The sequence below is a fragment of the Dactylosporangium sp. NBC_01737 genome (assembly GCF_035963215.1).
In the GTDB taxonomy this organism is placed as follows: Bacteria; Actinomycetota; Actinomycetes; order Mycobacteriales; family Micromonosporaceae; genus Dactylosporangium.
This window is the reverse complement of sequence record NZ_CP109153.1, coordinates 4,031,851-4,054,495: the sequence shown is the minus strand read 5'-3', so window position 1 is coordinate 4,054,495 and position 22,645 is coordinate 4,031,851. Positions and strand designations below refer to the sequence as shown.

Here is a 22,645-nt window from a genome sequence, read left to right as displayed (position 1 = left end):
GGCTCCCGCGCGGTCGGTCAGGTCACCGGGTCGCTGTGGTGGTGACGGTGGCGCCGTTGTGGCGGGCCGGGGTCGGCTCGTCGATGGCGTTCAGGAGTTGCCGGGCGAGGTCGGGTGCGACATTCATGCGGGTCGCGAGCTCGTCGGCGGTGATGTGTTGCCCGGTGGTCTGCTGGTGGTTAACCGCCACGAACCGCGTGGCCGGCAGCAGATGCGCCGGGACAGCGGCTGTCTCCAGGTGCGCCGGTTCGACGGCGGCGGAGGTCGGTTGCCAGGTGTCGACGGCAGGTGTCAGGACTGCCGGCACGTCGTAGACCGGAGCCGGTTCTTCGGCGTGGTCCTCGTCGACCGTGGTGACCGGCGCGGCCGGGGTGGTCGGTGAGGAGAGGACGAGTTTGACGAGGGCGAGGAACCCGAGTGCGGGTACCGCCGAGATGAGCCAGCCGGAGACGCCGGGTTTGGCCTCGGCGAACTGACCGGCGAGGGATAGGGCGACGGCGGCGAGGATCAGCGCTACCGGGTATCTGCCGACGGGCATGCCGTTGCGGCGGCGGCGCCGGATTTCCAGGGCTGCGGCGAGCGGGATCAGTTCGCTGACCATGGCGTTGGCCCAGCCGAACCAGTCGCCGGTACCGTCCGGGCTGTTGTGCATGGTCCAGTCGTGGACGTGGGTGAAGGACGCGGCTCCGGCCATGCCGGCGACGCCGATGAGGATGACGACCTGGACGAGGCCTTCGAATCGGCCTTCACGGGTTGGTGTGGTCATCGCGGGTCACCGCCGGTGTAGGTGTGGACGTGGGTGACGCCCTGGCAGACGCGGCAGAACGTGACCGTGTGGTCGATGTCGATGACCGGCCAGCCGTTGTGGATGTGGGCCATCGAGTTGGCCGGGAAGACGGCGTGGCCGTAGCAGCCGGAGCAGGTGATGTCGGCCAGGCACCAGATGAAGACCGGGCCGAGGATCGGGTGGATGCCAGCGGGCTGGAACCCGTCGACGCACAGCTCGCAGTCGTGGTCGAGCGTGTTGTAGATGGGCATCAGGCACCTCCGGGGGCGCAGTCGAGGCACTCGCCGAGCGAGCGGGGGATGTAGTAGGGCTTGATCGCGCCGCAGGTGGTGCAGGTGCACCGGGCTCGGAGGGCCTTGCGGATCGCGACGAGCTGCGCCGGTGTGGCGGCGCGTTTGGTCTTGGCGTGGTTGACGTCGTAGAGGTAGGCGACGCGGAGGGTGCCGCGGTGACGCCAGAGGATCTGGCCGGTGATCGGTTGTCCGCCGGGCCGCAGTTGCTGGTTGCGTAGTTGGCGGCGGGTGGCGAGGTGGGTCGGTGCCCACTTGAACGGGTACGTCGGCAGCCCGAACCTGACGCCGGTCGGGTCGTAGAACTCCAGGTGCCGGCCGAGGCTGATGAGGGTGTCGAGGTAGGCGACCCGCATCGGGTCCGGTTGAGCCGCAAGGGCGGTGGCGCTAGGCATCGCGTTGCCCCCACCGCTGGTGGGCTGCCTGGCGGGTGACGCCGAGCCGGTCACCGATCTCGGTCCAGGAGTAGCCGAAGTCGCGAAGGCCTTCGACGGCGTTGTCGGTGGCGGCCTCGATCTCACGGGCCAGGCCGAGCAGGTCGCGCAGTGCTTCGACGTCGCCGGTGGCGATGCGACGTCCGTAGGCGCGGATGGCGCGGCGGATGAACTGGCCGAATTCGTCGTTCTCGACGACCCGTCGGCGGCGGTTGCCTGTCAAGGCACGGTTGACGGTGGAAGGGCTCATGCGGCACCGCCGATGTGGCGGGGGCCGAGATAGCTGTCGGCTGCCTCACGGAGCGCCTGGATGACCTCGACGGCGCTGCGGTCGGGTCGGTCGTTCCAGGCCTGGACGGCGTCTGCGGTGCAGTCGAGCCAGGGTTCGAGGTCGGCGAGGACGTCGACGCCGAGGGAGTCGGCGACGGCCCACAGGGCGAGTTCGACGTGACGGCCGAGCGGCCCGTCGAGGCGCAGCGAGTCTTCCGGGTAGCCGTAGACGGCGTACCGGATGGCGCCGACGACACAGGCGGCCGGCTCCAGCTGGTTGGCGAAGTCGAAGAACTGGCACCGGGTCCAGCCATGCGCTTCGAGGTAGGTCGCGGCGACACGCAGCGTGTCAGCCGGCGTTGCGGACAGTTCGTCCGTACGCGTGCCGGATTCGGCGTCGACCTGATTTTGGGTAGGGTGCATGGAATCCACGTCCTTTCGTGGGTGGTGGATGGTTCGGGACCCGTCGTTGCTTCGCGGGCGTTGTGCGGGTCCCGAGCGTGTGTTCGGCGTCAGGCAGCCAGGCCGGTGACGGCGTGCTGCGGGTCGAGCCGGTCGGTGCGCCGCGTCCAGGCGGCGTAGTCGGCGATGGAGTAGATGTCCGCGTCGGACAGGTAGGCCGCCTTGATCCGGTACGGGGTCCGGCCCTCGGTCAACATGTAGGCCGCGCCACGGTTGGCGGGGCTGAGGTCGTTGGCCGAGTAGCCCTGATCGGCCCAGCCCTGGCCGAGGATCACGTCGGAGGAACCGGTCGTGGTGCAGCGGAACGCTGCCCGGTAGCCGAACAGGTCCCGCAGCGACGCGGGGATGATGTCCCAGCTCGGGCGCTGGGTCGCGGCGATGACCGGCATGCCGCAGGCACGGCCGAGCGACACCAGGCCGCGCAGCAGGGTGGAGAACTCCTCCTGCTGGGCCTTGGTGCCCAGGACGGTGGAGTACATCGCGATCTCGTCGAGGATGACGGCGATGGTGGACATGTTGTCCTCGCGGGCGACCTTGCGGCGACGGTTCGCCAGCAGCCACGCGTACCGGTTGGTCGCCACGACGAGCAGCCGGCGCAGCACCTCCAGGGCGTGCTCGACATCGGGGCCGATGAACTCGTCGGCGATGTCCATCCACGGGCCGAGCTCGACGAGCTTGGCGTCGAAGCAGACCATCCGGGTGTTGGCGCACAGCGCCGCGTAGGCGGCCACGTTGTTGACCAGGCCGGACTTGCCACCGCCGGGCTCACCGGCGATGAGCAGGTTGTGAAAGACGATGTCGAGGTAGACCGGCTCACCGAACTCGTCGACGCCGATGAACAGCGGGTCGAACATGGACAGCATCGACCCGACCGGCACAGCGGCCTCCTCCCACGCAGGGTCATAGGCCGGGACCGGATCGGGTCCAGGAACAGCGCTCAACGGCGCGGTGGACATGAGGTCCTCCTTGTCACGGGTGGTGCTGGAGAGACCGGCGAAGGTCTCCCCAGCACGCAGAAGCCGTTCCCAGTCGGGACGGCAGGGTCAGATCCAGTCGTCAACGTCGTCGCCCTTGTCGTTCGCAGCCGCCGTCGATGAGGCAGCAGCCGAGCGCCCGCCGTTCTGGGCCGGAACCGAACGAAGCCGGGCGGGCTGTCCCTCAGCGGCCGCAGCAGCGGCGGGGACGTCGGGCAGGTCAAGCGCAGTCGGCACCCGGGCCGGTACACGCTGGACGGTCGGAGTGCCGGGTTCTACGGCGTCGACCAGGGGTGAGGCGATGGTGTCGACGAGCGCGTCACGGCGCTTCACGTCGATCCGCACGTAGGCGGCGTTGCTGTCGTTGGCCCGCTCGACGGTGACCGTGGACGCCCAGCAGGCGACGGCGATCTTGTCGAGACGAGCCTGGAGGTCGGTCAGGGACAGGCCGGGGCGCAGCAGCACCCAGACGCGTTCCCCGACCAGGGTCGGCACGGCCCAGAAGATCAGCGGGAGACTGCCGGCGCGGTTCGCGGTGATGAACTGCGCGAAGCACAACCGCAGCCGATGCCGCACGATCAGGCACCAGGCCATCGCCACGATCCTCGACCGGATCGCCGGAACAGCGGCCGGGACACCGACCACCACACCGATCACGACCAGGCGCAGCCACAGGTCGGTGTGCCGGGAAAGGGTGACGAACCCCCACAGCGCGCCGGAGGCGAGCAGGATTTCCGGGGTCCACCACCACAGCAGCCGAATCGCTGGCCAGATCCGGACCAGCACGTACGCGACGCCACCGACAACGACCCCGATTGCGGCACCGAAGAACAGCGCCAGGATCGGGTGCAGGTAGTCCGAGGCGATCGCCGACGTGAGCACGCCGACCACGAACAGGCACAGCCAGAACGCGATCTTCGCGTTGCGTTCCGAGGCGCGGTGAACCTTGGTCTCAAGGACCGTCACCGTCTTGGAGCCTCCCCTTCCGAAGAGGCCACGACTAGACTTGGACACGACACGTCCTCCCTTTGCACAGGGCTTGGATGGGTTGAAGTCGTGAGGCCGGCAGGTATGCAGCCGTGGCCGGCCTTACGCATGAGTCAGCACGAGGCCAGCAGCCCTACGGCAGTACCGGCCCCGCGCCAGCAACGAGACGACCCGGAGTCGTCAATCCGGCGTTGACAGCAGACCCTCGATGTCTGCCAGCCGGTGTAGTTCAGTCAGCGGACCAGTCAGGCCGCTTCACGTACGCCACGGACGCAGTGGCTCACACAGCACGATGTGCGAAGAGCAACTACTTGGCCGCCGACGCCGTCGCCGGCTTCAGCTCCGTCGCGCGGAACGCGGTGCCGTTGCGACCATTGGTCGCCCACGGAATGGCCTCCAACTGGACAGGAACGACGATCTGACCCACCTTCACGCCCGGCTTCTCACCCGCCGTGGTGATGGTGACGACCTCGCCCCCCGACTCGTCCAGCACGAAGACCTGGGTCGACCACATCAGCCGGCCCGTTCCCCTCTCCGAACGCTGACTGCCGTTCTGGTCGTTCTTCGGCTCCGGCTCCCTCGACACCGTCACCTGCTTGCCACTGAGATCGACGTACAACTTCACAACGTCCTCCTTGGATGCGCGCCCGTTTCGGGCGACTGCTCTGTGCGGGCTTGTTGCTCGCAGATCCATGGAACGTCGCGGAGCAGGAATGCCACAGGTCCGGCGTGTAGTCTCCTTGTAGTCCCGTTTGTAGTCCCGGTCACTTGAATGCGTTGCGGAGAGCGCTACATTGGTGACGGGCAACATGGGGAGGCGCGCGATGACCGGCACGGACTACGGCCACCAGCTCAAGCAGGCACGGGAGCGACACGGTCTTACGCAGCAAGGACTCGCCGACAAGCTCGTCGAACTGGCGTGGGTCCAGTCGAAGCAGCGTGTCGGCGTCGAACGGCAGATGATCTCGAAATGGGAGCGTGAGGTAAAAGCGCCGGACAAACAGTACCGCAAGCTTCTGTGCTCGCTGTACGGCATGACTGAACAGCAGCTTGGATTTTGCTCAAACGCTCTGCTTAGCCCGGCTCTTTTCGAGGCTTCAACCATTGACCCCATGTTCGAATCGCCGCTCGATATCGTCGAGCGGTTGCAATTCCTGTCGGGCTCGAACGTGAATGACCAGACCGTCACGCAACTTGAGTCGGTCGTTGATGCGGTCGTCGAGGCGTACGAGATGCAGGGGCCGGCGGCGCTGGCGGCCAGGGTCGTGCGCCAGCGGCAGCAGGTGCAGCAGTTGCTGGAGGGGCCGCAGCATCCCCGCCAGCGGGATCGGCTGTACCTGATCGCGGGCAAGCTCTCGGCACTGTTGGGCTACATGGCGGTGAACCTGGGCAAGTTCAGCACGGCCACGGCGTACAACCGCGAGGCGTTCCAGCTCGGCCACATCATCGAGTCCAGCGACCTACAGGCGTGGGTTCGGGGCACGCAGAGCTTTTGCGCGTACTACGCCGGCGACTTCCGGGCCGCGGTCGACCTGGCTCGCGACGGCCAGCGGTATGCGAAGAACGGCCCACAAGCGGTCCGGCTCGCCAGCAACGGCGAGGCCCGAGCATTGGGCAAGCTCGGCGACGCGCGAGGGGTGGATGAAGCTGTACAGCGGGCCTACCGCCTGGCAGAGCGCTTCGAGCCGGTTCCTGGCGTGTCCCCGTGCATCTCATTCGGCCTGTACAGCAACGCTCGGACGGCATCGAACGCGGCAACCGCCTACGTCGACTTGGGCTTGCCCGAGCGGGTCCGTGAGTACGCTGATCAGGTCATGCCGACCTTCGAGGCGTCGGACTCGGTGTGGAGTCAGTCGCTTGTAAGACTCGACCTCGCCAAGTCGATGGTGTTGTCGGAGTCGCCCGAGCCCGAACGGGCCGCCAACCTGGTGGTTGAGGCGTTGACCATCTCAGCGGAGCGGCCGATCACGTCGGTTCTCAAGCGCAGCCGGGAGTTCGTCCACGCTGCGTCCAGGTGGAACGAGCTGGCCGCCGTGAGCGAGGTCGCCGAAACGCTACAGATCGCTGAACGACGTTGACCGCCCCAGCGCCGTATCCTCCACTCGTGACCCGACAAGAGGACGACTGGAGGCGCTTCTCCTCGCTCGCAACGATGCAGAACCACTGGGACCGTCCAGAATGGACTCCAGGTCGTGAAGCCTACTATTGGTATCTAACCTGGGATTCACAGGAGCTACGAGACCTCGCGGATCGTTGCCAGCGCAGCTTGACGCTGCCATTCCTCGATCCGGTTCCGCTGGACGCGCTGCACATGACGCTGCCAAAGGTTGGATGGTCGGACCAGGTCGAACCAGGGGCCTTGGACGAGCTGACAAGCGAGGCGGCGCGGCGTTGCGCCAAGCTGGAGCCGTTCATATTGACAGTCGGACCGTTGGCCGGCTCCCCAGGCGCTGTGCGCTTCAGTGCCACGCCCTGGGAACCAGTACTGGAACTTTCCCGCCATCTCGTTGAAGCCAGTGCTGGCGTGGACGGAATTGGCAGCGCCGATTTTAGTCCGCATGTCGGCATCGCATATTGCAACACCGTCGTACCAGCTCAACCATTAATCGAAACAGTCCGGAATCTTCGACGGCTGCCGACAATTGACGTAACGGTACGGGCGGTCGATCTTGTCCGGTTGCGCCGTGAAGGATCCACATACAGGTGGATCACGCTGGCATCGATACCGCTGGGCGGCTAACGAGACGACGCAGACTATTCGCTCCAGTCACTCCAGCCGCAGGCATCGCATTTAATCACGTAGTACAGGCGATCGTGTTGACGGTCTACGTATTGTCCACGTTCTAGGCGGTCGTTGCCGCATGTAGGGCAGAACCGATAGCCCATGTGGTCGTCTTCATCGTAGAGGTGATGATTGTAGGCGCGTGCGAGCTGCTTGTAGTCAATGTTGACACGATTGGTGCTCGCGCCGGAGCGCCTCCAGCGTTCCCCATACGCTAGATATGGCCCGTCGGCAGAAAGTGCGGCGTCCACCTCAACGACTAGCATGACGGGGTCGTCGAACTGGTGAATTCGCGGAACAAGCGGCTGTGCGGTCACCATAGATAGCGTATTTGCTTTAACGGCCTGAGCAACGTCCGTCTGAGTATTCTTGCCGATTTGAAATCGCCGATTGAAGGTACCGTTGTCATTGATTCCGAAAATGATGATGCCGCCATCGGGTTGACTTGCGAAGGCGGCTGCTGTCCTCACTGCAGGACGAATCTGGCCGGTTGTCTCTTTGAACTCAATATTCTGCCCTTCGCCGAGCACGACTTGGCGAAGGACCTCGGCTTTGGTAAGGGCCAGACTGGGCATAGCTCGATGGTAGGGGGAGCTGCAACCGGGTTCTGTTCGCAACGCGGTCGCCGGGGATCAGCCGGCCAGCTGGCTGCTGCACTGTGCAAACTTTCTGTACGTCTTCAAGGCGGCCCGAAACGGGCCGCACGCGCCGCCGCTTGGGCGCCTGGCCGCCAGCTCGCTCAGCCGCTCGCCGGCGACCAGGCCGACGCCCATCGGCTGGCGCGGAGGTGCGGAGTCGGGGCCGCCCAGCGCCGGACATGACAAGGCGGGCGGGGCGGCGCGCAGTGTGCCGGGCCGCCCCTCCAAGGTCAAGGGCGCTTCGCGTCGCAAGCGACGGCCCTGCGGGCCGCCCTGGACCCCGGAGCCTCTGCGACCCTTCGGGCAGTGGGGGCGGGCAGGCCGGTGGCCTGCCCTCGATGGCGCACGCCGCCCCGCCTAGAGGCATCATCGCCTAGCCATTTTGGTGTCAAGGTCGTGTTGACACCAGGTTTCGCCATCGCGGTGGTCATACCGAAACGGGGGGTTGAGGCATGCTCGGATAGCTCAGACTAAGTTATCGCCGGTCGCCCACACGGCACCGAAGTGGCATAATCCAGGCTAATCTATGAGACCGCGTCGCGTCTTAATTTGGTCGCCCCAAGCTGCCAGTCCTCGCTGGATATCGAACAAAGAGAGGGTGCTGGCGTACGTAATCTGCATGGGCTCTTCAAACGGTCCCCAAGCGACTTCGTCGGACCATCTCTCCGTCATAAATCGTAGCGAATTAAAGCCATCGAAACCCCTTAGGGTGCGATCGAGGGCGTGCACTGCTTCATCTATAAATCGCGCGACCGTAGGGGTTACGTAAGACATCCGAAGAAGCGAGCTCAGATTTCGACTAATAGATTGCCAATGTGACCGAATGGAGGCCGTACACTCGGCCAACTCCTCGCTTGCAACTCTCATTTCGTTACTGGCTTTGATCGTCGCAGGCGATGATGGGAAGAGTCGATGCAGGTCCCGCATTTCCCACAACTGGTCAGCATAAATCTGCACCTCTGTTAGGTCGCGCGACACCTGTTCGAGTGCCCCAAGAGTTGCTTCAATATGCCTCCGCTGGCTGGTTGCAGAGTCCACCTCGACGTACCGAGACTTCGTCAGCGATGCCAGCTGTTCGACCACGTGGCGAGCAATAGTGCGAATAAAATCGGTCCAGTCCGCCCATTCGGCAGTATGGCCGGCTAGGCGGTGACAATCAAAAGTCGCGTGCTCTTGAAGGTCGGTCCACAGCGAATCATTACGGAAGCTGAGAGAGATTAGTTCCGACTCTATGAGCAAGAGCGGGACCACTACGCCTGGACTGACTGCGGCATCGCGGGCGACTAAATGCGCCCGAATTGATTGACGGCTATCATAATGTCGCAGTTGATGTGGGGAAATCAAAACAATCAAGGCGGAAGCTCGACTGGTGCCGTCGAACGATTGCTGACGCCAGCTGGGGATGTCTTGCCGTGAATCGAAGTTGGCGCGTACCGGGAGTCCGGTCATGTCACTGATTGTGCGCGTCAATCGACTTTGTAAAGGCCTCAGAAAGTCCTGTTCATTTGCTGAACTGAGCGGCTCACCAAGCATGTGAAGCGTAATGGGAAATGGTGACAGAAATAGATATGGCTGCGAACTCGGGGTAATCTGGCTCTTTTTGCTCGCCCTACTCCAGGAGTCCTTAAAATTCTCTGGATCTCCATTCAGAGCCTCCACGATGGCTTCAACTGCGGACCACCGCGGCATGGACTTACCACTCAGTGCTGCCGCCACGGCCGAGTGGCTGACCCTCTGGTCGGTGCGTCGCGAAATCTCCCGGACCGCTGGCGATCCGGCGGCAAGGTAGAGCTCCTCCAGGTGGGCGCGAAACTCGCCTCCTGGGTCCATATCAGTGTTCATCGATATCCCCACGGTGTTGCCGTCCGGGTCAGCAAGGTGTACCGTGCGTCACGCAAGACAAGACAAGACAATACAAGACAGCGGGTCCGCGACGCTCGGTCGCGCATGCCCAAAGCTTCGCTGACCTCATGACCGGTCATGCTTCCCGAGGGGGACGACGTTGAAGATCGACATCAAGTGGCTGATCCTCGCCGCTGGCGTTGTGGGTGCAGTCTGGCTTGTCCGCGTGAGCGAAGAGTGGGCTAACCCGTTGACCGTGGGTGTTGCAGTGGGCGCCTTGTTACTTGCGCTGATGGGTCTCGGTCGTATCGACGGGCGATGAGAGACGCCAAGGCCGAGGAGCGGTGTCATGTGTCCGTTCCTCCCGCTCGTGGTCAGTACGCGATCTCCTCGTGAGGATACCGCTGGTGACGTGATACACGGCAAGACGACTCGTCTTCGGTGCCGGCGTGCCCTTCAGGTGCTGAGAGCATCCGAGCGGTGGACGGCGCGTTGCGATGTACAGCAGCAAAGCACAGCAACCGATACCACCGAACCCGACCGGACCGACCGTTTACAGGCTGCTTATCTACATGCGACACCCCGCCGATCTGCCTTGCGGGTGGTTCGCATCGAGATGATCAGCCCCAGTGGCCCATCAGGAAGTCCCGACTAGTAGCTGCACCCCTGCACTGACGTCGACATCTTACGGCAGCAGGTCTACCCAAACCGCTACAAACGAAGCGGTAGTGTCGAGAACGATCGTTACGAGGCCGCCGTCGCCTGCCACCTCAACTGTCCAGATATGCGACATTCCTGCAGTTGCGGCGCTTCCGCCCGCTCGAGTGATTCCGTACGTGGCTTCGAGGGGCATCTCACAGTTCCAGGTCGCAATGGGCAACGGCGCGAAGACCACCCGACGGCTGGTCAGAAGGAGATAGCCCTCGACCCAACCTTGCCGGGTTCTGAACAGAGACGTTTGACTGTCTATTGCCTCCTCGCCGGAATCCAGCACACCGAGGCAATAGCTGACGCGTTCCGCCAGCCTCCGCTTCGCGATCCACTGCAACAGCCCCATATCGCGAACACGCTAGGTGGTCTCACACCTCTCTGACAAGCCAACAAGATCATTGGGTACAGCGCCGGCACAGATGGCCTTGTACGGCACCGAGAAACAACGATAACCGTCGGCAAGCATTTGGGCTGGTCAAGGTTCCATTTCTCTAAACAGCGCAGGTCGCCACGCACCGAGGATAAGTTCGCGATGTACTACGACGTCTGATCCCGCGCCGCCGCGCCGACCGGCGCGGCAGTGAGGTCGCTCGTCAGGACGGCGGTCGCGCCCGGCTCTCACCAGCCGGCCACGACCGCCGTTCCGCGTTCCCTCCCCTCCCCCGCACCCGGCAACGGCCATGATCGAAGCCGCCTGCCGGCCACCCGGACGACCCCGGGACGACTTCGGTCAGGTCCACGGAGAACGCCCGGCACCGGGCGCCAGGGGCCGCAGCCGCCTCGCGGCGCAGGCCTGACCGGCCGGCGCGCACGCCCGGCCCCCGTGATCACGGAACTTCGATGGCACCCCCAGCCCCATGAAGTCCGTGATCACGAGAAGCGACCAGGGCGCCGCGGAGATCGTGTCCGTTCGCGCCGAACATGCGGGCACGGGGCGGAGAGCTTCCGGCACCCGGATCACCTCACGCCACCATTCCGTGATCGAGGCCGCCGATTGCCGCCCCGACACCGCGGGACGACTTCGATCAGGTTCGCAATGTCGCGCGCCGTTCACCAATGTCCAGATTGGGACTTTTGCAAGGTTGCCTCACTCCGGAAGGAGACCTTGCGGTTGATCGAAGTCGCGGACTGGTCGCGTGGACGGCCACCGGGCGACTTCGATCACGACGGCAAGATCAGAATCCGAACGAAACGCGGGTCGAGCGCAACGAGACCGGGTCGAGCGCTCGGAACGGTGCATGCCCCGTGATCACGAGAAGCGACCGGGGGCGCCACGGCGATCGTGTCCGTTTTGCACCGGGCGCCGTGATCGAGCTGTGGGGTCGGGGACGGGGAGGGGCGGCTAGGAGCTGCTGAAGATGCGTTCGACGGTCTGGCGGGCGCGGCGGGCGACGCGCAGGTACTCGTCCAGGAACTCCTGGGGTTCGACGCCGCCGAGGATTCTTGCCACGGCGGCCAGGTCGGGGCCCTGGCGGGGCAGTTGGTCGGTGGCACGGCCACGGACCAGGGTCAGCAGGTTGCGGACCCTGGACGCCTGCTGCCAGGCGGCGCGCAGGGCCGCGGCGTCCACGTCGTCGATCAGGCCCGCCGTGGTGGCCGCGGTCAGCGCCGACAGGGTGCGGGTGGTGCGCAGCTCGGGGACGGTGCGGCCGTGCTGGAGCTGGAGCAGCTGGACGGTCCATTCGACGTCGGCGAGGCCGCCGCGGCCGAGTTTGGTGTGGGTGGCGGGGTCGGCGCCCCGGGGCAGGCGTTCGCTGTCGACGCGGGCCTTCAGGCGGCGGATCTCGTGGATCTGGTCGCGGGTGAGGCCGCCGTCGGGGTAGCGCATCGTGTCGGCGAGGGCGAGGAAGCGGGCGCCGAGGTCGGGGGTGCCGGCGACGTGGCGGGCGCGGAGCAGGGCCTGGGCCTCCCAGACCTTCGACCAGCGGGCGTAGTACTGCTGGTACGCGCCGAGGCTGCGGACGAGCGGGCCCTGGCGGCCTTCGGGGCGCAGGTCGGCGTCGACGCCGAGCGGCGGGTCGGGGGCGGGGCGGGCGAGCAGGCGGCGGAGGTCCTCGGCGACGGTGAGGGCGAGGCCGCTGGCGGCGTCGTCGGCCATGCCGGGCGGGGGTTCGTAGACGAAGAGGACGTCGGCGTCGGAGGGGTAGCTGGTCTCCTCGCCGCCGAGGCGGCCCATGCCGATGATGGTGAAGTCGAGACCGCGGTCGACGGCGGGCACGGCGGTGACGTCGAGGGTGGCGCGCAGCGTGGCGTCGATGACGGCGGAGAGGGCGACGCCGACGGCGGACACGTCGAGGAAGCCCAGCAGGTCGGCGCAGGCGATGCGGAACAGTTCGCGGCGGCGGGAGGCGCGCACGGCGTTGATCGCGGTCTCGGGGTCGTCGTGGCGGGCCGCGGCGGCGGCGAACTGGGAGGCGAGCTGCGCGGCGGTGCGGGGGACGAGCTCGGCGTCGTCGGCGAGGAGGCGCAGCGCCTCCGGGTCGTGGACGAGCAGTTCGGTGACGTAGCGGGACAGGGCGAGCAGCCGGGCCAGCCGCAGCGCCACCGGGCCCTCGTCGCGCAGCAGGCGCAGGTACCAGGGGGTGTTGCCGAGCTTGTCGGACACCTGCCGGTAGGCCAGCAGCCCCCGGTCTGGTTCGGGGGCGTCGGCGAACTCGCTGAGCAGCACCGGCAGCAGCTGCCGCTGGATCGCGGCGGTGCGGGACACGCCGCCGGTCAGGGCCTCGATGTGGCGCAGCGCGCCGGCGGGGTCGGCGAAGCCGAGCAGCTCCAGGCGGGCCTTGGCGGCGGCCGCGGTGAGCCGCAGCTGCTCGCTGGGGACGCGGGCGACGGCCTCCAGCAGCGGCCGGTACAGCAGCTTGGCGTGCAGCCGGCGGACCTCCTGGGCGTGGCGGACCCAGTCGGCGCGGAAGGACTCGACGGCGTCGCGGGCGGCGTTGGGCCGGTAACCGAGGGCGTGCGCGAGCCAGCGCAGCGCCGCCGGGTCGTCGGGGACGGTGTGGGTGCGCCGCAGGCGTTGCAGCTGCAGGCGGTGTTCGACGGTGCGCAGGAAGCGGTACGCCCGCAGCAGCGCCTCGCCGTCGGCGAGGCCGACGTACCCGCCCTCGATGAGGCCGCGCAGGCCGGCGATGGTGGTCGGGGTGCGCAGCGTCTCGTCGGCGCGGCCGTGGACGAGCTGCAGCAGCTGCACCGCGAACTCGATGTCGCGCAGGCCGCCGGGGCCGCGTTTGATCTCGCGGTCGACCTCGGTGCGCGGGATCTGCTCGATGATGCGGCGGCGCATCGCGCGGACCTCGTCGACCGCCTCGGGGCGCTCGGCGGCGGACCAGATGAGCGGCTGGAGCTCCTGCAGCCACAGGGCGCCGAGGTCCAGGTCGCCGGCGGCGGGCCGGGCCTTCAGCAGCGCCTGGAACTCCCAGGTCTTGGCCCATTTGCGGTAGTACGCGAGGTGCGAGGCGACGGTCCGCACGAGGGCGCCGCGGCTGCCCTCGGGGCGCAGGGCGGCGTCGACGGGCCAGGCGACGAAGCCGCAGATCTCCATCATGCGGGCGGCGAGGGTACTGCCGGCCCGCATCGCGACCTCGACGTCGATGCCGTCGGCGGGTTCGGCGACGAACACCACGTCGACGTCGCTGACGTAGTTGAGCTCCAGGCCGCCGCACTTGCCCATGGCGACGACGGACAGGGTGCAGGTGTCCGCGAGGCCGGGGTGTTCGGCGTGGGCGATCGTCAGCGCGGCGGACAGGGTCGCGTCGGCGAGCTCCGTCAGGCGGCGCATCGTGACGTCGACGTCGGCGGCCCCCGTGAGGTCGGCCGCGACGATGCGCAGCAGTTCCCGCCGGTACCCGCTGCGCAGCAACGGCACCGTGGTCACGTCGCGGGTGGCGTAGCCGGCGGGGCGCTTGTTCTGCTCGCCCTGCAGCTCCTTCCAGTCCGGCGGGTTGGACACCAGCAGGTCGCCGAGGGTCGCGGACACGCCGAGCACCCCGATGAGCCGGCGCCGCAGCGGCCGGTCGGCGAGGACGGCCTCGCGGACCTCCGCCCCGGCGACCTCGACGAGCCGGTGCAGCTGGAACAGCGCCAGGTCGGGGTCGGCGGCGAAGTACAGGGTCTCCAGGAGCGTCGCGGCGTCGTCGTCGACGGGGCGGCGGCCCTCCGGGTCCCACAGGCGCAGGCCGTCGGGGCCGGCGAGGGCCGAGGAGCGGGCGTCGTCGGTGAACCCGTAGCGGGCCAGATGGCCGGTCGGGGGCATCAGGAGGGCCCCAGCAGCGGCAGGGACCGCAGGCCGCCGTCGCCCTGCGAGCCTCTGGGCACCCGGCCGAGCGCGACGGCGGCGAACCGCTCCGCGAACGGCTGCCACACCTCGGCGACGTCGGGCAGTGCCGCCTCGACGCTCTCCAGGAGCTCGATCGGGTCGATGCCGAGCTCACCGAGGGTGCCGACGCCGTCCATCGCCCACCCGGCGAACATCTCCAGGTCGCACTCGATGTGGAACTGCAGGCCCCAGGCGAGCGGGCCGATGCGGAACGCCTGCACCGGGTAGTGGGTGGACGCCGCCAGGAGGGTCGCGGTGACCGGAAGCTCGACGATCTCGTCGCGGTGCCAGTGCAGCACGTCGGGTGCGAACGGCACCGCGGCGAAGACCGGGTCGTTGTCGGCGACGTCGCGGCGGGCGACGAGCCGCACCCCGATCTCGGGGCCGGCGGCGCTGCGCTCGACGGTCCCGCCGTGCGCCTGCGCGAGCAGCTGCGCGCCGAGGCAGACCGCGAGGGTCGGCACCTTGTGCCGGACCGCCTTGCGCAGCAGCCCGTCGAGCTGCGGGAACCACGGCGCCGCCCGCTGCCCGTCGGGGCCGGGGAACGCGTCCTGATGGCCGCCGAGCACCACGAGGGCCGCGTAGCCGTCCAGGTCGGCGGGCAGCGTGTCGCCGGCGTGGGGGCGCACGACGTCGAGCTCCAGGCCGCCGCCGGTCAGCCAGTCGCCGAGGCGCGCCGGTCCGTCGCTGGGATCGTTCTCCACCACGAGCGCCAACCGTCCCCGCGGGGACCCTTCGATCGTCACGACCCGACAATAACGACCGTGGAACCGTTGAAGCCCGGGGATGCCGTCATGCTCGTGTCGCCGTCGGGGCCGACCCTGCCCGAGCGGGTGGCCCGCGGCATCGAGCTGCTCGAAAGCTGGGGGCTGCGGGTGCGGGTCGGGCGGCACGTGTTCGACCGCGACGGGTATCTCGCCGGTCACGACGACGACCGGCTCCGCGACCTCAACGACGCCTTCGAGGATCCTGCGGTGCGGGCGGTCGTGTGTACGAGGGGTGGGTACGGGGCCCAGCGCATCGTCGACCGGGTGCGGTTCGGCGCGCCGAAGCCCCTCGTGGGGTTCTCCGACATCACCGCGTTGCAGCTGGCGGTCTGGCGCACGGGCGGGTGGCCGAGCGTGCACGGGCCGGGCGCGGCCTGGTTCGACGACCGGCTCCCGGCGACGTCGGCGGCGTCACTGCGGGCGGCGTTGTTCTCGTCCGGCCCGCTGTGCTCGTACACCGGCGAAAACGAGGAGACCGGCGCGGTGAGCGTGCCGGGCCCGCCAGTGCGCGGTGTGCTGCTGGGCGGCAACCTGGCGATGCTCGCGAGCACGACCGGCACTGTTGACATGCCCGACTTTTCCGGAAACATCATGCTGATCGAGGACGTGGGCGAGGCGCCGTACCGGGTGGACCGGATGCTGACGCACCTACGCCGGGCGGGCGCGTTCGACGGCGTGGCGGGCGTCGCGGTCGGGCAGTTCACCAATTGCGTGGGCGGCGGGCCCACGACCGTCGTGGACGTGCTGCGGGAGCAGCTCAGCGGTCTGGGGGTGCCGGTGCTCGGCGGGCTGCGCGTCGGGCACGGCGTCGGGCAGGAGACCGTCGTGCTGGGCGCGCCGGCGGTCCTGGACGTGAACGTGGGCTGCCTCACCAGTCGAGTGACGGATGAGATCGGAAACAGCGCTGCGGCAGGATAGGACCATGAGTGAGCGGAGCGAACGAATCATGATGCAGCGTGGACTTGGCGCTCATGACGCCGGTGAGCGAAGCGAGGCGGCGGCATGAGTTTCGTGACCACCGGGTTCGGCGGGCGGCGGCGCCAGCAGGAGCCCGACCTGCCGCCCGGGCAGTATCTCGCCCACGACTTCCCCGTCCTGTCCGCCGGGCCGACGCCGAAACTGAGCACCGACCGGTGGGAGTTCGTGATCACCACCGAGGCCGGCGCGCAGACGAAGTGGACGTGGGCGCAGTTCACCGCGCTGCCGCACGAGGACGTGACCGTCGACATCCACTGCGTCACCAAGTGGTCGAAGCTGCAGACGGGCTGGCGGGGCGTGGCGATCGACACGCTCATGGAGGACGTCGAGTCGGCCGCCGACTTCGTGATGGCACACTCCTACGACGGCTACACCACCAACCTTCCCCTGGAGGATCTCCTGGACGGGAAGGCCTGGGTGGCCTACCGCTACGACGACGAGCCCCTGACGCCGGAGCACGGCGGCCCGGCGAGGCTGCTGGTGCCGCACCTGTACCTGTGGAAGTCGGCGAAGTGGGTGCACGGGCTGCGGCTGATGCTCGAGGACGAGCCGGGGTTCTGGGAGCAGGCCGGCTATCACGATTACGGAGACCCATGGCGCGAGCAGCGGTACCAGGGCGACTGAACGGACCGGAGCGGAGCGGAGCGGCCGTGCAGCAGGAGCACAGCCAGGAGGTCAGGCGGCCGGAGCGCAGCGGAGGGCGGCTGAACGGACCGGAGCGGAGCGGAGCGGCCGTGCAGCAGGAGCACAGCCAGGAGGTCAGGCGGCCGGAGCGCAGCGGAGGGCGGCTGAACGGACCGGAGCGGAGCGGAGCGGCCGTGCAGCAGGAGCACAGCCAGGAGGTCAGGCGGCCGGAGCGCAGCGGAGGGCGGCTGAACGGACCGGAGCGGAGCGGAGAGGCCGTGCAGCAGGAGCACAGCCAGGAGGTCAGGCGGCCGGAGCGCAGCGGAGGGCGACTGACCTGGCGGAAGGCGACCCTGGTGTCGGCTTCCTTCGAGACGCCGACGGCGCGGACCCTGGTCTTCGACGTGCCCGACTGGCCGGGGCACCTGCCCGGCCAGCACGTTGACGTGCGGCTGACCGCCGAGGACGGGTACACCGCGCAACGCAGCTACTCGATCGCGTCGGCGTCGGGGCTGGAGATCACCGTCCAGCGCCTCGACGACGGCGAGGTGAGTCCGTTTCTCACGGATATCTACGACATCGGGCAGCCGGTGGAGCTGCGCGGGCCGGTCGGTGGCTGGTTCGTGTGGCGGCACACCGACCCGGCGCCGGTGCAGCTCATCGCCGGCGGCTCCGGGATCGTGCCGCTGATGGCGATGATCCGGTCCCGGGCGGAGCACGGGGTGCGCACACCGTTCCGGCTGCTCTACTCGGTGCGCACCCCGCAGGACGTCATCTACGCCGACGAGTTGCGGCAACGCGCCCGCGACGACCGCGGCCTGGACGTCGAATACGTGTACACCAGGGTCCGCGGCTCCCGGGTCGGGGTCGCGGACGTCAACACGCACGCGTGGCCGGCCGACTTCAAGCCCTCGGTCTTCGTGTGCGGGCCGACCGGCTTCGTGGAGACCGTCGCGGACATCATGGTGGCGCTCGGCCATGACGCCAGGGGCATCAGGACCGAGCGCTACGGCTGACGCGACCTACATGATCCCGAGGTAGCGCTCGCGCTCGAACGGGGTCACGACCCGGCGGTACTCTTCCCACTCGGTCCGCTTGTTCTTCAGGAAGAAGTCGAAGACGTGCTCGCCGAGGATCTCGGCGACCAGCTCGGAGCCGGCCATCGCGTCGACCGCCTGGGACAGGTTCTCCGGCAGCGACTCGTAGCCGGCGGCGCGCCGCTCACCGTCGGTGAGTGCCCACACGTCGTCCTCGGCGCCCGGGGGCAGCTCGTAGCCCTGCTCGATGCCGCGCAGGCCGGCGCCGAGCATGACCGCATAGGCCAGGTAGGGGTTGCTGGCCGAGTCGAGCGAGCGGACCTCGACGCGGGCCGAGTTGGGCTTGCCGTAGGCCGGCACCCGCACCAGGGCGGAGCGGTTGGTGTGGCCCCAGCAGACGTAGGCCGGCGACTCGGTGATCCGGTTCGGCAGGGTCTGCGGGAAGAGCCGCTTGTAGGAGTTCACCCACTGGTTGGTGATCGCGGTGTACTCCCGCGCGTGGACCAGCAGGCCGGCGATGAACGCCTGCCCGACCTTCGAAAGTTTCATCGGGTCGCTCGCGTCGTGGAACGCGTTGCGCTCCCCCTCGAACAGCGACAGGTGCGTGTGCATGCCGCTGCCCGGCTGGTCGGTGAACGGCTTCGGCATGAAGGTGGCGTGCACCCCGTGTGAGAGCGCGACCTCCTTGATGACGTGCCGGAACGTCATGATGTTGTCCGCGGTGGTCAGCGCGTCGGCGTAGCGCAGGTCGATCTCCTGCTGGCCCGGCGCGACCTCGTGGTGGCTGAACTCGACCGAGATGCCGATCCGCTCCAGCGCGAGGACCGCCTGGCGGCGGAAGTCGCGGGCGACGGCGTGGGTGGTGTGATCGAAGTAACCGCCGGTGTCGACCGGGGTCGGCAGCGACCCGTGCTCACCCAGCGACTCGAGCAGGAAGAACTCGATCTCGGGGTGGGTGTAGAAGGTGAAGCCCTTCTCCGCCGCCCGCGACAGCGCCCGGCGCAGCACGTGGCGCGGGTCGGCCCAGGACGGCGAGCCGTCGGGCAGCGTGATGTCGCAGAACATGCGGGCGCTCTCCCCCGACATGCCACCCTCGAACGGGAAGACCTGGAACGTCGTCGGGTCCGGCATGGCGACCATGTCCGACTCGTAGACCCGGGCGAAGCCCTCGATCGCCGAGCCGTCGAAACCGATGCCCTCCTCGAACGCCGACTCGAGCTCGGCCGGCGCGACCGAGACGCTCTTCAACGTGCCAAGGACATCGGTGAACCACAGACGGACGAAGCGGATGTCCCGCTCTTCGAGCGTCCGGAGCACGAACTCCTGCTGACGGTCCACGGTGGTTCCCCCACGAGCTGCGGTGTCTACGGCCAATTCGGGCAAGTCTCGCCCGAAGGTGTTACGCACAAGTTACCGGACCTGCCCACGCCGCCCGGCACGGGTGTGAACGTCCCATGTCGGCCCGCCGCACTGGAGTGAAGGTCACAGGGGCAGCCGCGCCGGGCTTGGTCCACACTTGAGGCATGCCCCGGTTGCGACTCGCGCTCGCCCAGATCGACCCGACCGTCGGAGACCTCACCGGCAACTCGTCCCTGGTGCACGGCTGGACCAGCAAGGCCGCCGGTGCCGGCGCCCACGTCGTGGCGTTCCCGGAGATGATGCTGACCGGCTACCCGGTCGAGGACCTGGTGTTCCGCAAGTCGTTCGTGGCCGCCTCCAAGCGCGCCGTCGACGACCTCGCGGCGCAGCTGGCCGCCGACGGCCTCGGCGACACCGTCGTCATCGTCGGCTACCTCGACGCCGACGAGGTCGGCCCGCGCAACGCCCTCGCCGTGCTGCACCGCGGCACGCAGGTCGCCACCTACTTCAAGCACCACCTGCCCAACTACGGCGTCTTCGACGAGGACCGCTACTTCGAGCCGGGCGACACGCTGACCGTCATCCGGGTCGGCGGCGTCGACATCGCCCTCACCATCTGTGAGGACCTGTGGCAGGAGGGCGGCCCGTTCGCCGTCGCCGCCCTCGCCTCCGTCGGTCTTGTCATCAACATCAACGGCTCGCCGTACGAGCTGAACAAGGACGACACCCGCCTCACCCTCGTCGCCCGCCGCGCCGCCGAGGCCCGCGCCACCGTCGCCTACGTCAACACGGTCGGCGCCCAGGACGAGCTGGTCTTCGACGGCGACTCGATGGTCGTGCGCCCGGACGGCTCGCTGATCGCCCGGGCGCAGCAGTTCGCCGAGCAGCTGATGGTCCTGGACCTGGACCTGCCGGCCGCCGCGCCGGTCCCGCCGGTCGTGCGCGACGCCGAGATGCAGGTCGTCAACGTCCTGATCTCCGACAGCGTCGTGGCGAGCGACCAGCCCGCGCCCGCGCCGGAGATCGCCGCCCGGGTCACCGACGAGGCCGAGGTCTGGCAGGCGCTGGTGCTCGGCCTGCGCGACTACGTGCGCAAGAACGGCTTCCGCGGCGTCGCGGTCGCCCTGTCCGGCGGCATCGACTCCGCCGTCGTCACCGCCATCGCCTGCGACGCGCTCGGCCCGGCCAACGTCGTGGCGGTGTCCCTGCCCAGCGGGCACTCCTCGCAGCACTCCAAGGACGATGCGGAGGACATGGCCCGCCGCACCGGCCTGGACTACCGGGTCGAGCCGATCCAGCCGATGGTCGACAGCTTCCTGGCCAACATGGCCCTGTCCGGCCTCGCCGTGGAGAACCTGCAGGCCCGCGTCCGCGGCGTGATCATGATGGCGATCTCCAACCAGGAGGGCCCCCTCGTCCTGACCACGGGCAACAAGAGCGAGCTCGCCGTCGGTTATTCCACGTTGTACGGGGACTCGGTCGGCGCCTTCAACCCGCTGAAGGACGTGCCGAAGACCCTCGTCTGGAAGCTCGCCCGGTGGCGCAACGAGGAGGCCGAACGCCGCGGCGACGTGCCACCGATCCCGGAGCGCTCGATCACCAAGCCGCCGAGCGCCGAACTGCGCCCCGGCCAGCTCGACGCCGACTCCCTGCCCGACTACGAGGTCCTCGACGCGATCCTCGCCGGCTACGTCGACGGCGACCTCGGCCGCGACGACCTGGTCGCCGCCGGCCACGACCCCGCCGTCGTCGACAAGACCCTGCGCATGGTCGACCTCGCCGAGTACAAACGCCGCCAGAGCGCCCCCGGCACGAAGATCTCCATCAAGGCCTTCGGCCGCGACCGCCGCCTACCGATCACCAACCGCTTTAATAACTAGCTTGGGCGGCTGCCGCCGCGGCCGCCGGGGGGTTCCCACCCCGGACCCCCCATGCTCGCGCTCCGCGCTCGCACGCCCTGCGCTTCGCGCGGCCGAAACACACGCATGCGCGCTGCAATAAAAGACCGGTGGTCAAGGTTGCGGGGGCTGCAAGGTCTTTCGTCCGATTCGCCTGCCCTGCGCGCGGGACGCGAAGGCAGGCCCGTCCAGCGAACCCCGCGCCGGACAGTCACCATGACGTAACCCTCCCGGCAGGGTCTGTCTGCCTGAAGTGTGAGGCCCGGGGGCTTCACACTTCTGCCGGACGGGTGGACGGCCTGCCTTCGCGTCTCGCGCGAAGGGCAGGCGAGCTGGACGACAGACCTGGTGCGCCTCGAACCTCGACCCCCGGTCCTTTGATCGCCACGCGCACGCGTGTGAGTCGGCCGCGCGAAGCGCATGGACGTGCGACCGGAGGGAGCATTGGGGGTGTGGGGTGAGAATCCCCCACTGCTCTTCCGGCCGAAGGCCGCAGCGGAAGAAACAGCAGAAGCAAGTGACATTTCGCATGCACCCTGCCGGGTGGCCGGGTGCGGTGCGACCATCGGGGTGAACAGCCCGGGGACCCCGTTCGGGGCCTCGAGGAACCGAAGGAGGACACCGATGTCCGAAGTCCAGTCGCTGTACGGCGGTGCCGTCAACCGCCGGGTGCGCACCAGGGACCTGCTCGCCGCCAAGGAGCGGGGTGAGCGGTGGCCGATGCTGACGTCGTACGACCAGTACACGGCCGGCATCTTCGACGAGGCCGGCATCCCGGTCCTGCTGGTCGGCGACTCCGCCGCCAACAACGTGTACGGCTACGCCTCCACCGTGTCGGTCACCGAGGACGAGCTGCTGCCGCTGGTGCGGGCCGTGGTCCGCTCCACGCGACGGGCCCTGGTCGTCGGGGACCTGCCGTTCGGCTCGTACGAGGAGGGGCCGGCGCAGGCGCTGCGCACCGGGGTGCGGTTCATGAAGGAGGGCGGCTGCCACGCCGTCAAGCTGGAGGGCGGCGTGCGGGTCGCGCCGCAGATCGCCGCGCTGACCGGGGCCGGCATCCCGGTCATGGCGCACGTCGGCTTCACGCCGCAGAGCGAGCACGCGATCGGCGGGTACCGGGTGCAGGGCCGCGGTGACGCCGCCGACGAGGTGATCGCCGACGCGCACGCGGTCGCGGAGGCCGGCGCGTTCGCGGTGGTCCTGGAGATGGTGCCGGGTGAGGTCGCCAAGCGCGTCACCCACGAGCTGCGGATCCCGACGATCGGCATCGGGGCCGGCGCGGAGACCGACGCCCAGGTGCTCGTCTGGCAGGACATGGCCGGGCTGCGCACCGGCAAGGCACCGCGGTTCGTGAAGGCGTACGCGGACCTGGCCGGCGCCCTCGGCGACGCCACGCGGGCGTTCGCCGACGAGGTGCGCTCCGGCGCCTTCCCGGCTCAGGAGCACACCTTCTAGCAGCTAGAACTCGAAGTGCTGGACCAGCTGGCGCA

General features: G+C 68.3%; 22 protein-coding genes. 8 read left to right on the top strand and 14 right to left on the bottom strand.

Annotation, left to right across the window (positions count from 1 at the left end):
• Positions 1 to 22 precede the first annotated feature (22 nt).
• The 8 genes from OHA72_RS18350 to OHA72_RS18315 form a co-directional block, all read right to left on the bottom strand.
• Entirely contained in the window at positions 23 to 766 is a 744-nt protein-coding gene (locus OHA72_RS18350; protein ID WP_327009033.1) for a hypothetical protein, read from the bottom strand.
• A complete protein-coding gene (locus OHA72_RS18345) occupies positions 763 to 1,038 on the bottom strand; it encodes a hypothetical protein (protein WP_327009032.1) in 276 nt (91 codons plus the stop codon). Before OHA72_RS18345 ends, OHA72_RS18350 begins: the two co-directional genes overlap by 4 nt.
• Positions 1,038 to 1,472, bottom strand: a complete 435-nt coding sequence (locus OHA72_RS18340) for an RRQRL motif-containing zinc-binding protein (protein WP_327009031.1) — start codon at positions 1,470 to 1,472, stop codon at positions 1,038 to 1,040. The genes OHA72_RS18345 and OHA72_RS18340 overlap by 1 nt, the downstream gene beginning before the upstream one ends.
• A complete protein-coding gene (locus OHA72_RS18335; protein ID WP_327009030.1) occupies positions 1,465 to 1,761 on the bottom strand; it encodes a hypothetical protein in 297 nt (98 codons plus the stop codon). Before OHA72_RS18335 ends, OHA72_RS18340 begins: the two co-directional genes overlap by 8 nt.
• A complete protein-coding gene (locus OHA72_RS18330; RefSeq protein WP_327009029.1) occupies positions 1,758 to 2,204 on the bottom strand; it encodes a DUF6197 family protein in 447 nt (148 codons plus the stop codon). The genes OHA72_RS18335 and OHA72_RS18330 overlap by 4 nt, the downstream gene beginning before the upstream one ends.
• Before the next feature lie 89 nt (positions 2,205 to 2,293).
• Positions 2,294 to 3,106: an FtsK/SpoIIIE domain-containing protein gene (locus tag OHA72_RS18325; RefSeq protein ID WP_327011594.1), complete on the bottom strand. Its 813-nt coding sequence runs from the start codon at positions 3,104 to 3,106 to the stop codon at positions 2,294 to 2,296.
• Between the two features lie 180 nt (positions 3,107 to 3,286).
• Entirely contained in the window at positions 3,287 to 4,183 is an 897-nt protein-coding gene (locus OHA72_RS18320) for a hypothetical protein (RefSeq protein ID WP_327009028.1), read from the bottom strand.
• 328 nt (positions 4,184 to 4,511) lie between these two features.
• Entirely contained in the window at positions 4,512 to 4,829 is a 318-nt protein-coding gene (locus OHA72_RS18315; RefSeq protein ID WP_327009027.1) for a hypothetical protein, read from the bottom strand.
• A gap of 199 nt (positions 4,830 to 5,028) precedes the next feature.
• Between OHA72_RS18315 and OHA72_RS18310 the strand changes: the two genes are divergently transcribed.
• Both OHA72_RS18310 and OHA72_RS18305 read left to right on the top strand, forming a co-directional pair.
• Positions 5,029 to 6,282 carry a helix-turn-helix transcriptional regulator gene (locus OHA72_RS18310; RefSeq protein ID WP_327009026.1) on the top strand — a complete coding sequence of 418 codons (1,254 nt, stop codon included), beginning with the start codon at positions 5,029 to 5,031 and terminating at the stop codon, positions 6,280 to 6,282.
• A 26-nt stretch (positions 6,283 to 6,308) separates the two neighbouring features.
• Positions 6,309 to 6,944 (top strand): 2'-5' RNA ligase family protein, encoded by a 636-nt coding sequence (locus OHA72_RS18305; RefSeq protein ID WP_327009025.1) that lies wholly within the window; start codon positions 6,309 to 6,311, stop codon positions 6,942 to 6,944.
• A gap of 14 nt (positions 6,945 to 6,958) precedes the next feature.
• On the opposite strand, the gene OHA72_RS18300 is transcribed toward OHA72_RS18305, so the two are convergent.
• The gene (locus OHA72_RS18300) at positions 6,959 to 7,561 is read right to left on the bottom strand and encodes an AlbA family DNA-binding domain-containing protein (protein WP_327009024.1); all 603 of its coding nucleotides are present in this window, start codon (positions 7,559 to 7,561) and stop codon (positions 6,959 to 6,961) included.
• Positions 7,562 to 8,143: 582 nt separating this feature from the next.
• On the bottom strand, positions 8,144 to 9,073 hold the full coding sequence (locus OHA72_RS18295; RefSeq protein ID WP_327009023.1) for a hypothetical protein: 930 nt from the start codon (positions 9,071 to 9,073) through the stop codon (positions 8,144 to 8,146).
• Between the two features lie 553 nt (positions 9,074 to 9,626).
• On the opposite strand from OHA72_RS18295, the gene OHA72_RS18290 reads away from it, so the two are divergent.
• Entirely contained in the window at positions 9,627 to 9,788 is a 162-nt protein-coding gene (locus OHA72_RS18290) for a hypothetical protein (RefSeq protein ID WP_327009022.1), read from the top strand.
• Between the two features lie 363 nt (positions 9,789 to 10,151).
• On the opposite strand, the gene OHA72_RS18285 is transcribed toward OHA72_RS18290, so the two are convergent.
• The 3 genes from OHA72_RS18285 to OHA72_RS18275 form a co-directional block, all read right to left on the bottom strand.
• A complete protein-coding gene (locus OHA72_RS18285) occupies positions 10,152 to 10,523 on the bottom strand; it encodes a hypothetical protein (protein WP_327009021.1) in 372 nt (123 codons plus the stop codon).
• 996 nt (positions 10,524 to 11,519) lie between these two features.
• Positions 11,520 to 14,429, bottom strand: a complete 2,910-nt coding sequence (locus OHA72_RS18280) for a bifunctional [glutamine synthetase] adenylyltransferase/[glutamine synthetase]-adenylyl-L-tyrosine phosphorylase (RefSeq protein ID WP_327009020.1) — start codon at positions 14,427 to 14,429, stop codon at positions 11,520 to 11,522.
• A complete protein-coding gene (locus tag OHA72_RS18275) occupies positions 14,429 to 15,238 on the bottom strand; it encodes a type 1 glutamine amidotransferase (RefSeq protein WP_442788602.1) in 810 nt (269 codons plus the stop codon). The genes OHA72_RS18280 and OHA72_RS18275 overlap by 1 nt, the downstream gene beginning before the upstream one ends.
• A 48-nt stretch (positions 15,239 to 15,286) precedes the next feature.
• Here OHA72_RS18275 and OHA72_RS18270 point away from each other — a divergent pair, with 48 nt between their 5' ends.
• The 3 genes from OHA72_RS18270 to OHA72_RS18260 all read left to right on the top strand — a co-directional run bounded on the left by OHA72_RS18270 (position 15,287) and on the right by OHA72_RS18260 (position 17,877).
• Positions 15,287 to 16,177 (top strand): S66 peptidase family protein, encoded by an 891-nt coding sequence (locus OHA72_RS18270; protein WP_327011592.1) that lies wholly within the window; start codon positions 15,287 to 15,289, stop codon positions 16,175 to 16,177.
• Positions 16,178 to 16,261: 84 nt separating this feature from the next.
• Positions 16,262 to 16,861 carry a sulfite oxidase-like oxidoreductase gene (locus OHA72_RS18265; protein WP_327009019.1) on the top strand — a complete coding sequence of 200 codons (600 nt, stop codon included), beginning with the start codon at positions 16,262 to 16,264 and terminating at the stop codon, positions 16,859 to 16,861.
• Between the two features lie 332 nt (positions 16,862 to 17,193).
• Entirely contained in the window at positions 17,194 to 17,877 is a 684-nt protein-coding gene (locus tag OHA72_RS18260; protein WP_327011591.1) for a ferredoxin reductase, read from the top strand.
• A 6-nt stretch (positions 17,878 to 17,883) separates the two neighbouring features.
• Here OHA72_RS18260 and glnA read toward each other — a convergent pair whose 3' ends face one another.
• Positions 17,884 to 19,236 carry a type I glutamate--ammonia ligase gene (glnA, locus tag OHA72_RS18255; RefSeq protein ID WP_327009018.1) on the bottom strand — a complete coding sequence of 451 codons (1,353 nt, stop codon included), beginning with the start codon at positions 19,234 to 19,236 and terminating at the stop codon, positions 17,884 to 17,886.
• Positions 19,237 to 19,421: 185 nt separating this feature from the next.
• Here glnA and OHA72_RS18250 point away from each other — a divergent pair, with 185 nt between their 5' ends.
• Positions 19,422 to 21,137, top strand: a complete 1,716-nt coding sequence (locus OHA72_RS18250; RefSeq protein WP_327009017.1) for an NAD+ synthase — start codon at positions 19,422 to 19,424, stop codon at positions 21,135 to 21,137.
• 642 nt (positions 21,138 to 21,779) lie between these two features.
• Complete coding sequence (gene panB / locus OHA72_RS18245; protein WP_327009016.1) at positions 21,780 to 22,610, top strand: 3-methyl-2-oxobutanoate hydroxymethyltransferase; 831 nt, start codon at positions 21,780 to 21,782, stop codon at positions 22,608 to 22,610.
• The last annotated feature ends 35 nt before the right edge of the window (positions 22,611 to 22,645 follow it).

Coding starts and splice junctions, on each gene's coding strand:
- OHA72_RS18265 (WP_327009019.1), top strand. CDS start 16,262: ATGAGTTTCGTGACCACCGGGTTCGGCGGGCGGCGGCGCCAGCAGGAG.
- panB (WP_327009016.1), top strand. CDS start 21,780: ATGTCCGAAGTCCAGTCGCTGTACGGCGGTGCCGTCAACCGCCGGGTG.
- OHA72_RS18340 (WP_327009031.1), bottom strand. CDS start 1,472: ATGCCTAGCGCCACCGCCCTTGCGGCTCAACCGGACCCGATGCGGGTC.
- OHA72_RS18345 (WP_327009032.1), bottom strand. CDS start 1,038: ATGCCCATCTACAACACGCTCGACCACGACTGCGAGCTGTGCGTCGAC.
- OHA72_RS18310 (WP_327009026.1), top strand. CDS start 5,029: ATGACCGGCACGGACTACGGCCACCAGCTCAAGCAGGCACGGGAGCGA.
- OHA72_RS18270 (WP_327011592.1), top strand. CDS start 15,287: ATGCTCGTGTCGCCGTCGGGGCCGACCCTGCCCGAGCGGGTGGCCCGC.
- OHA72_RS18285 (WP_327009021.1), bottom strand. CDS start 10,523: ATGGGGCTGTTGCAGTGGATCGCGAAGCGGAGGCTGGCGGAACGCGTC.
- OHA72_RS18295 (WP_327009023.1), bottom strand. CDS start 9,073: ATGACCGGACTCCCGGTACGCGCCAACTTCGATTCACGGCAAGACATC.
- OHA72_RS18350 (WP_327009033.1), bottom strand. CDS start 766: ATGACCACACCAACCCGTGAAGGCCGATTCGAAGGCCTCGTCCAGGTC.
- OHA72_RS18330 (WP_327009029.1), bottom strand. CDS start 2,204: ATGCACCCTACCCAAAATCAGGTCGACGCCGAATCCGGCACGCGTACG.
- OHA72_RS18280 (WP_327009020.1), bottom strand. CDS start 14,429: ATGCCCCCGACCGGCCATCTGGCCCGCTACGGGTTCACCGACGACGCC.
- OHA72_RS18325 (WP_327011594.1), bottom strand. CDS start 3,106: ATGCTGTCCATGTTCGACCCGCTGTTCATCGGCGTCGACGAGTTCGGT.
- OHA72_RS18335 (WP_327009030.1), bottom strand. CDS start 1,761: ATGAGCCCTTCCACCGTCAACCGTGCCTTGACAGGCAACCGCCGCCGA.
- OHA72_RS18300 (WP_327009024.1), bottom strand. CDS start 7,561: ATGCCCAGTCTGGCCCTTACCAAAGCCGAGGTCCTTCGCCAAGTCGTG.
- OHA72_RS18250 (WP_327009017.1), top strand. CDS start 19,422: ATGCCCCGGTTGCGACTCGCGCTCGCCCAGATCGACCCGACCGTCGGA.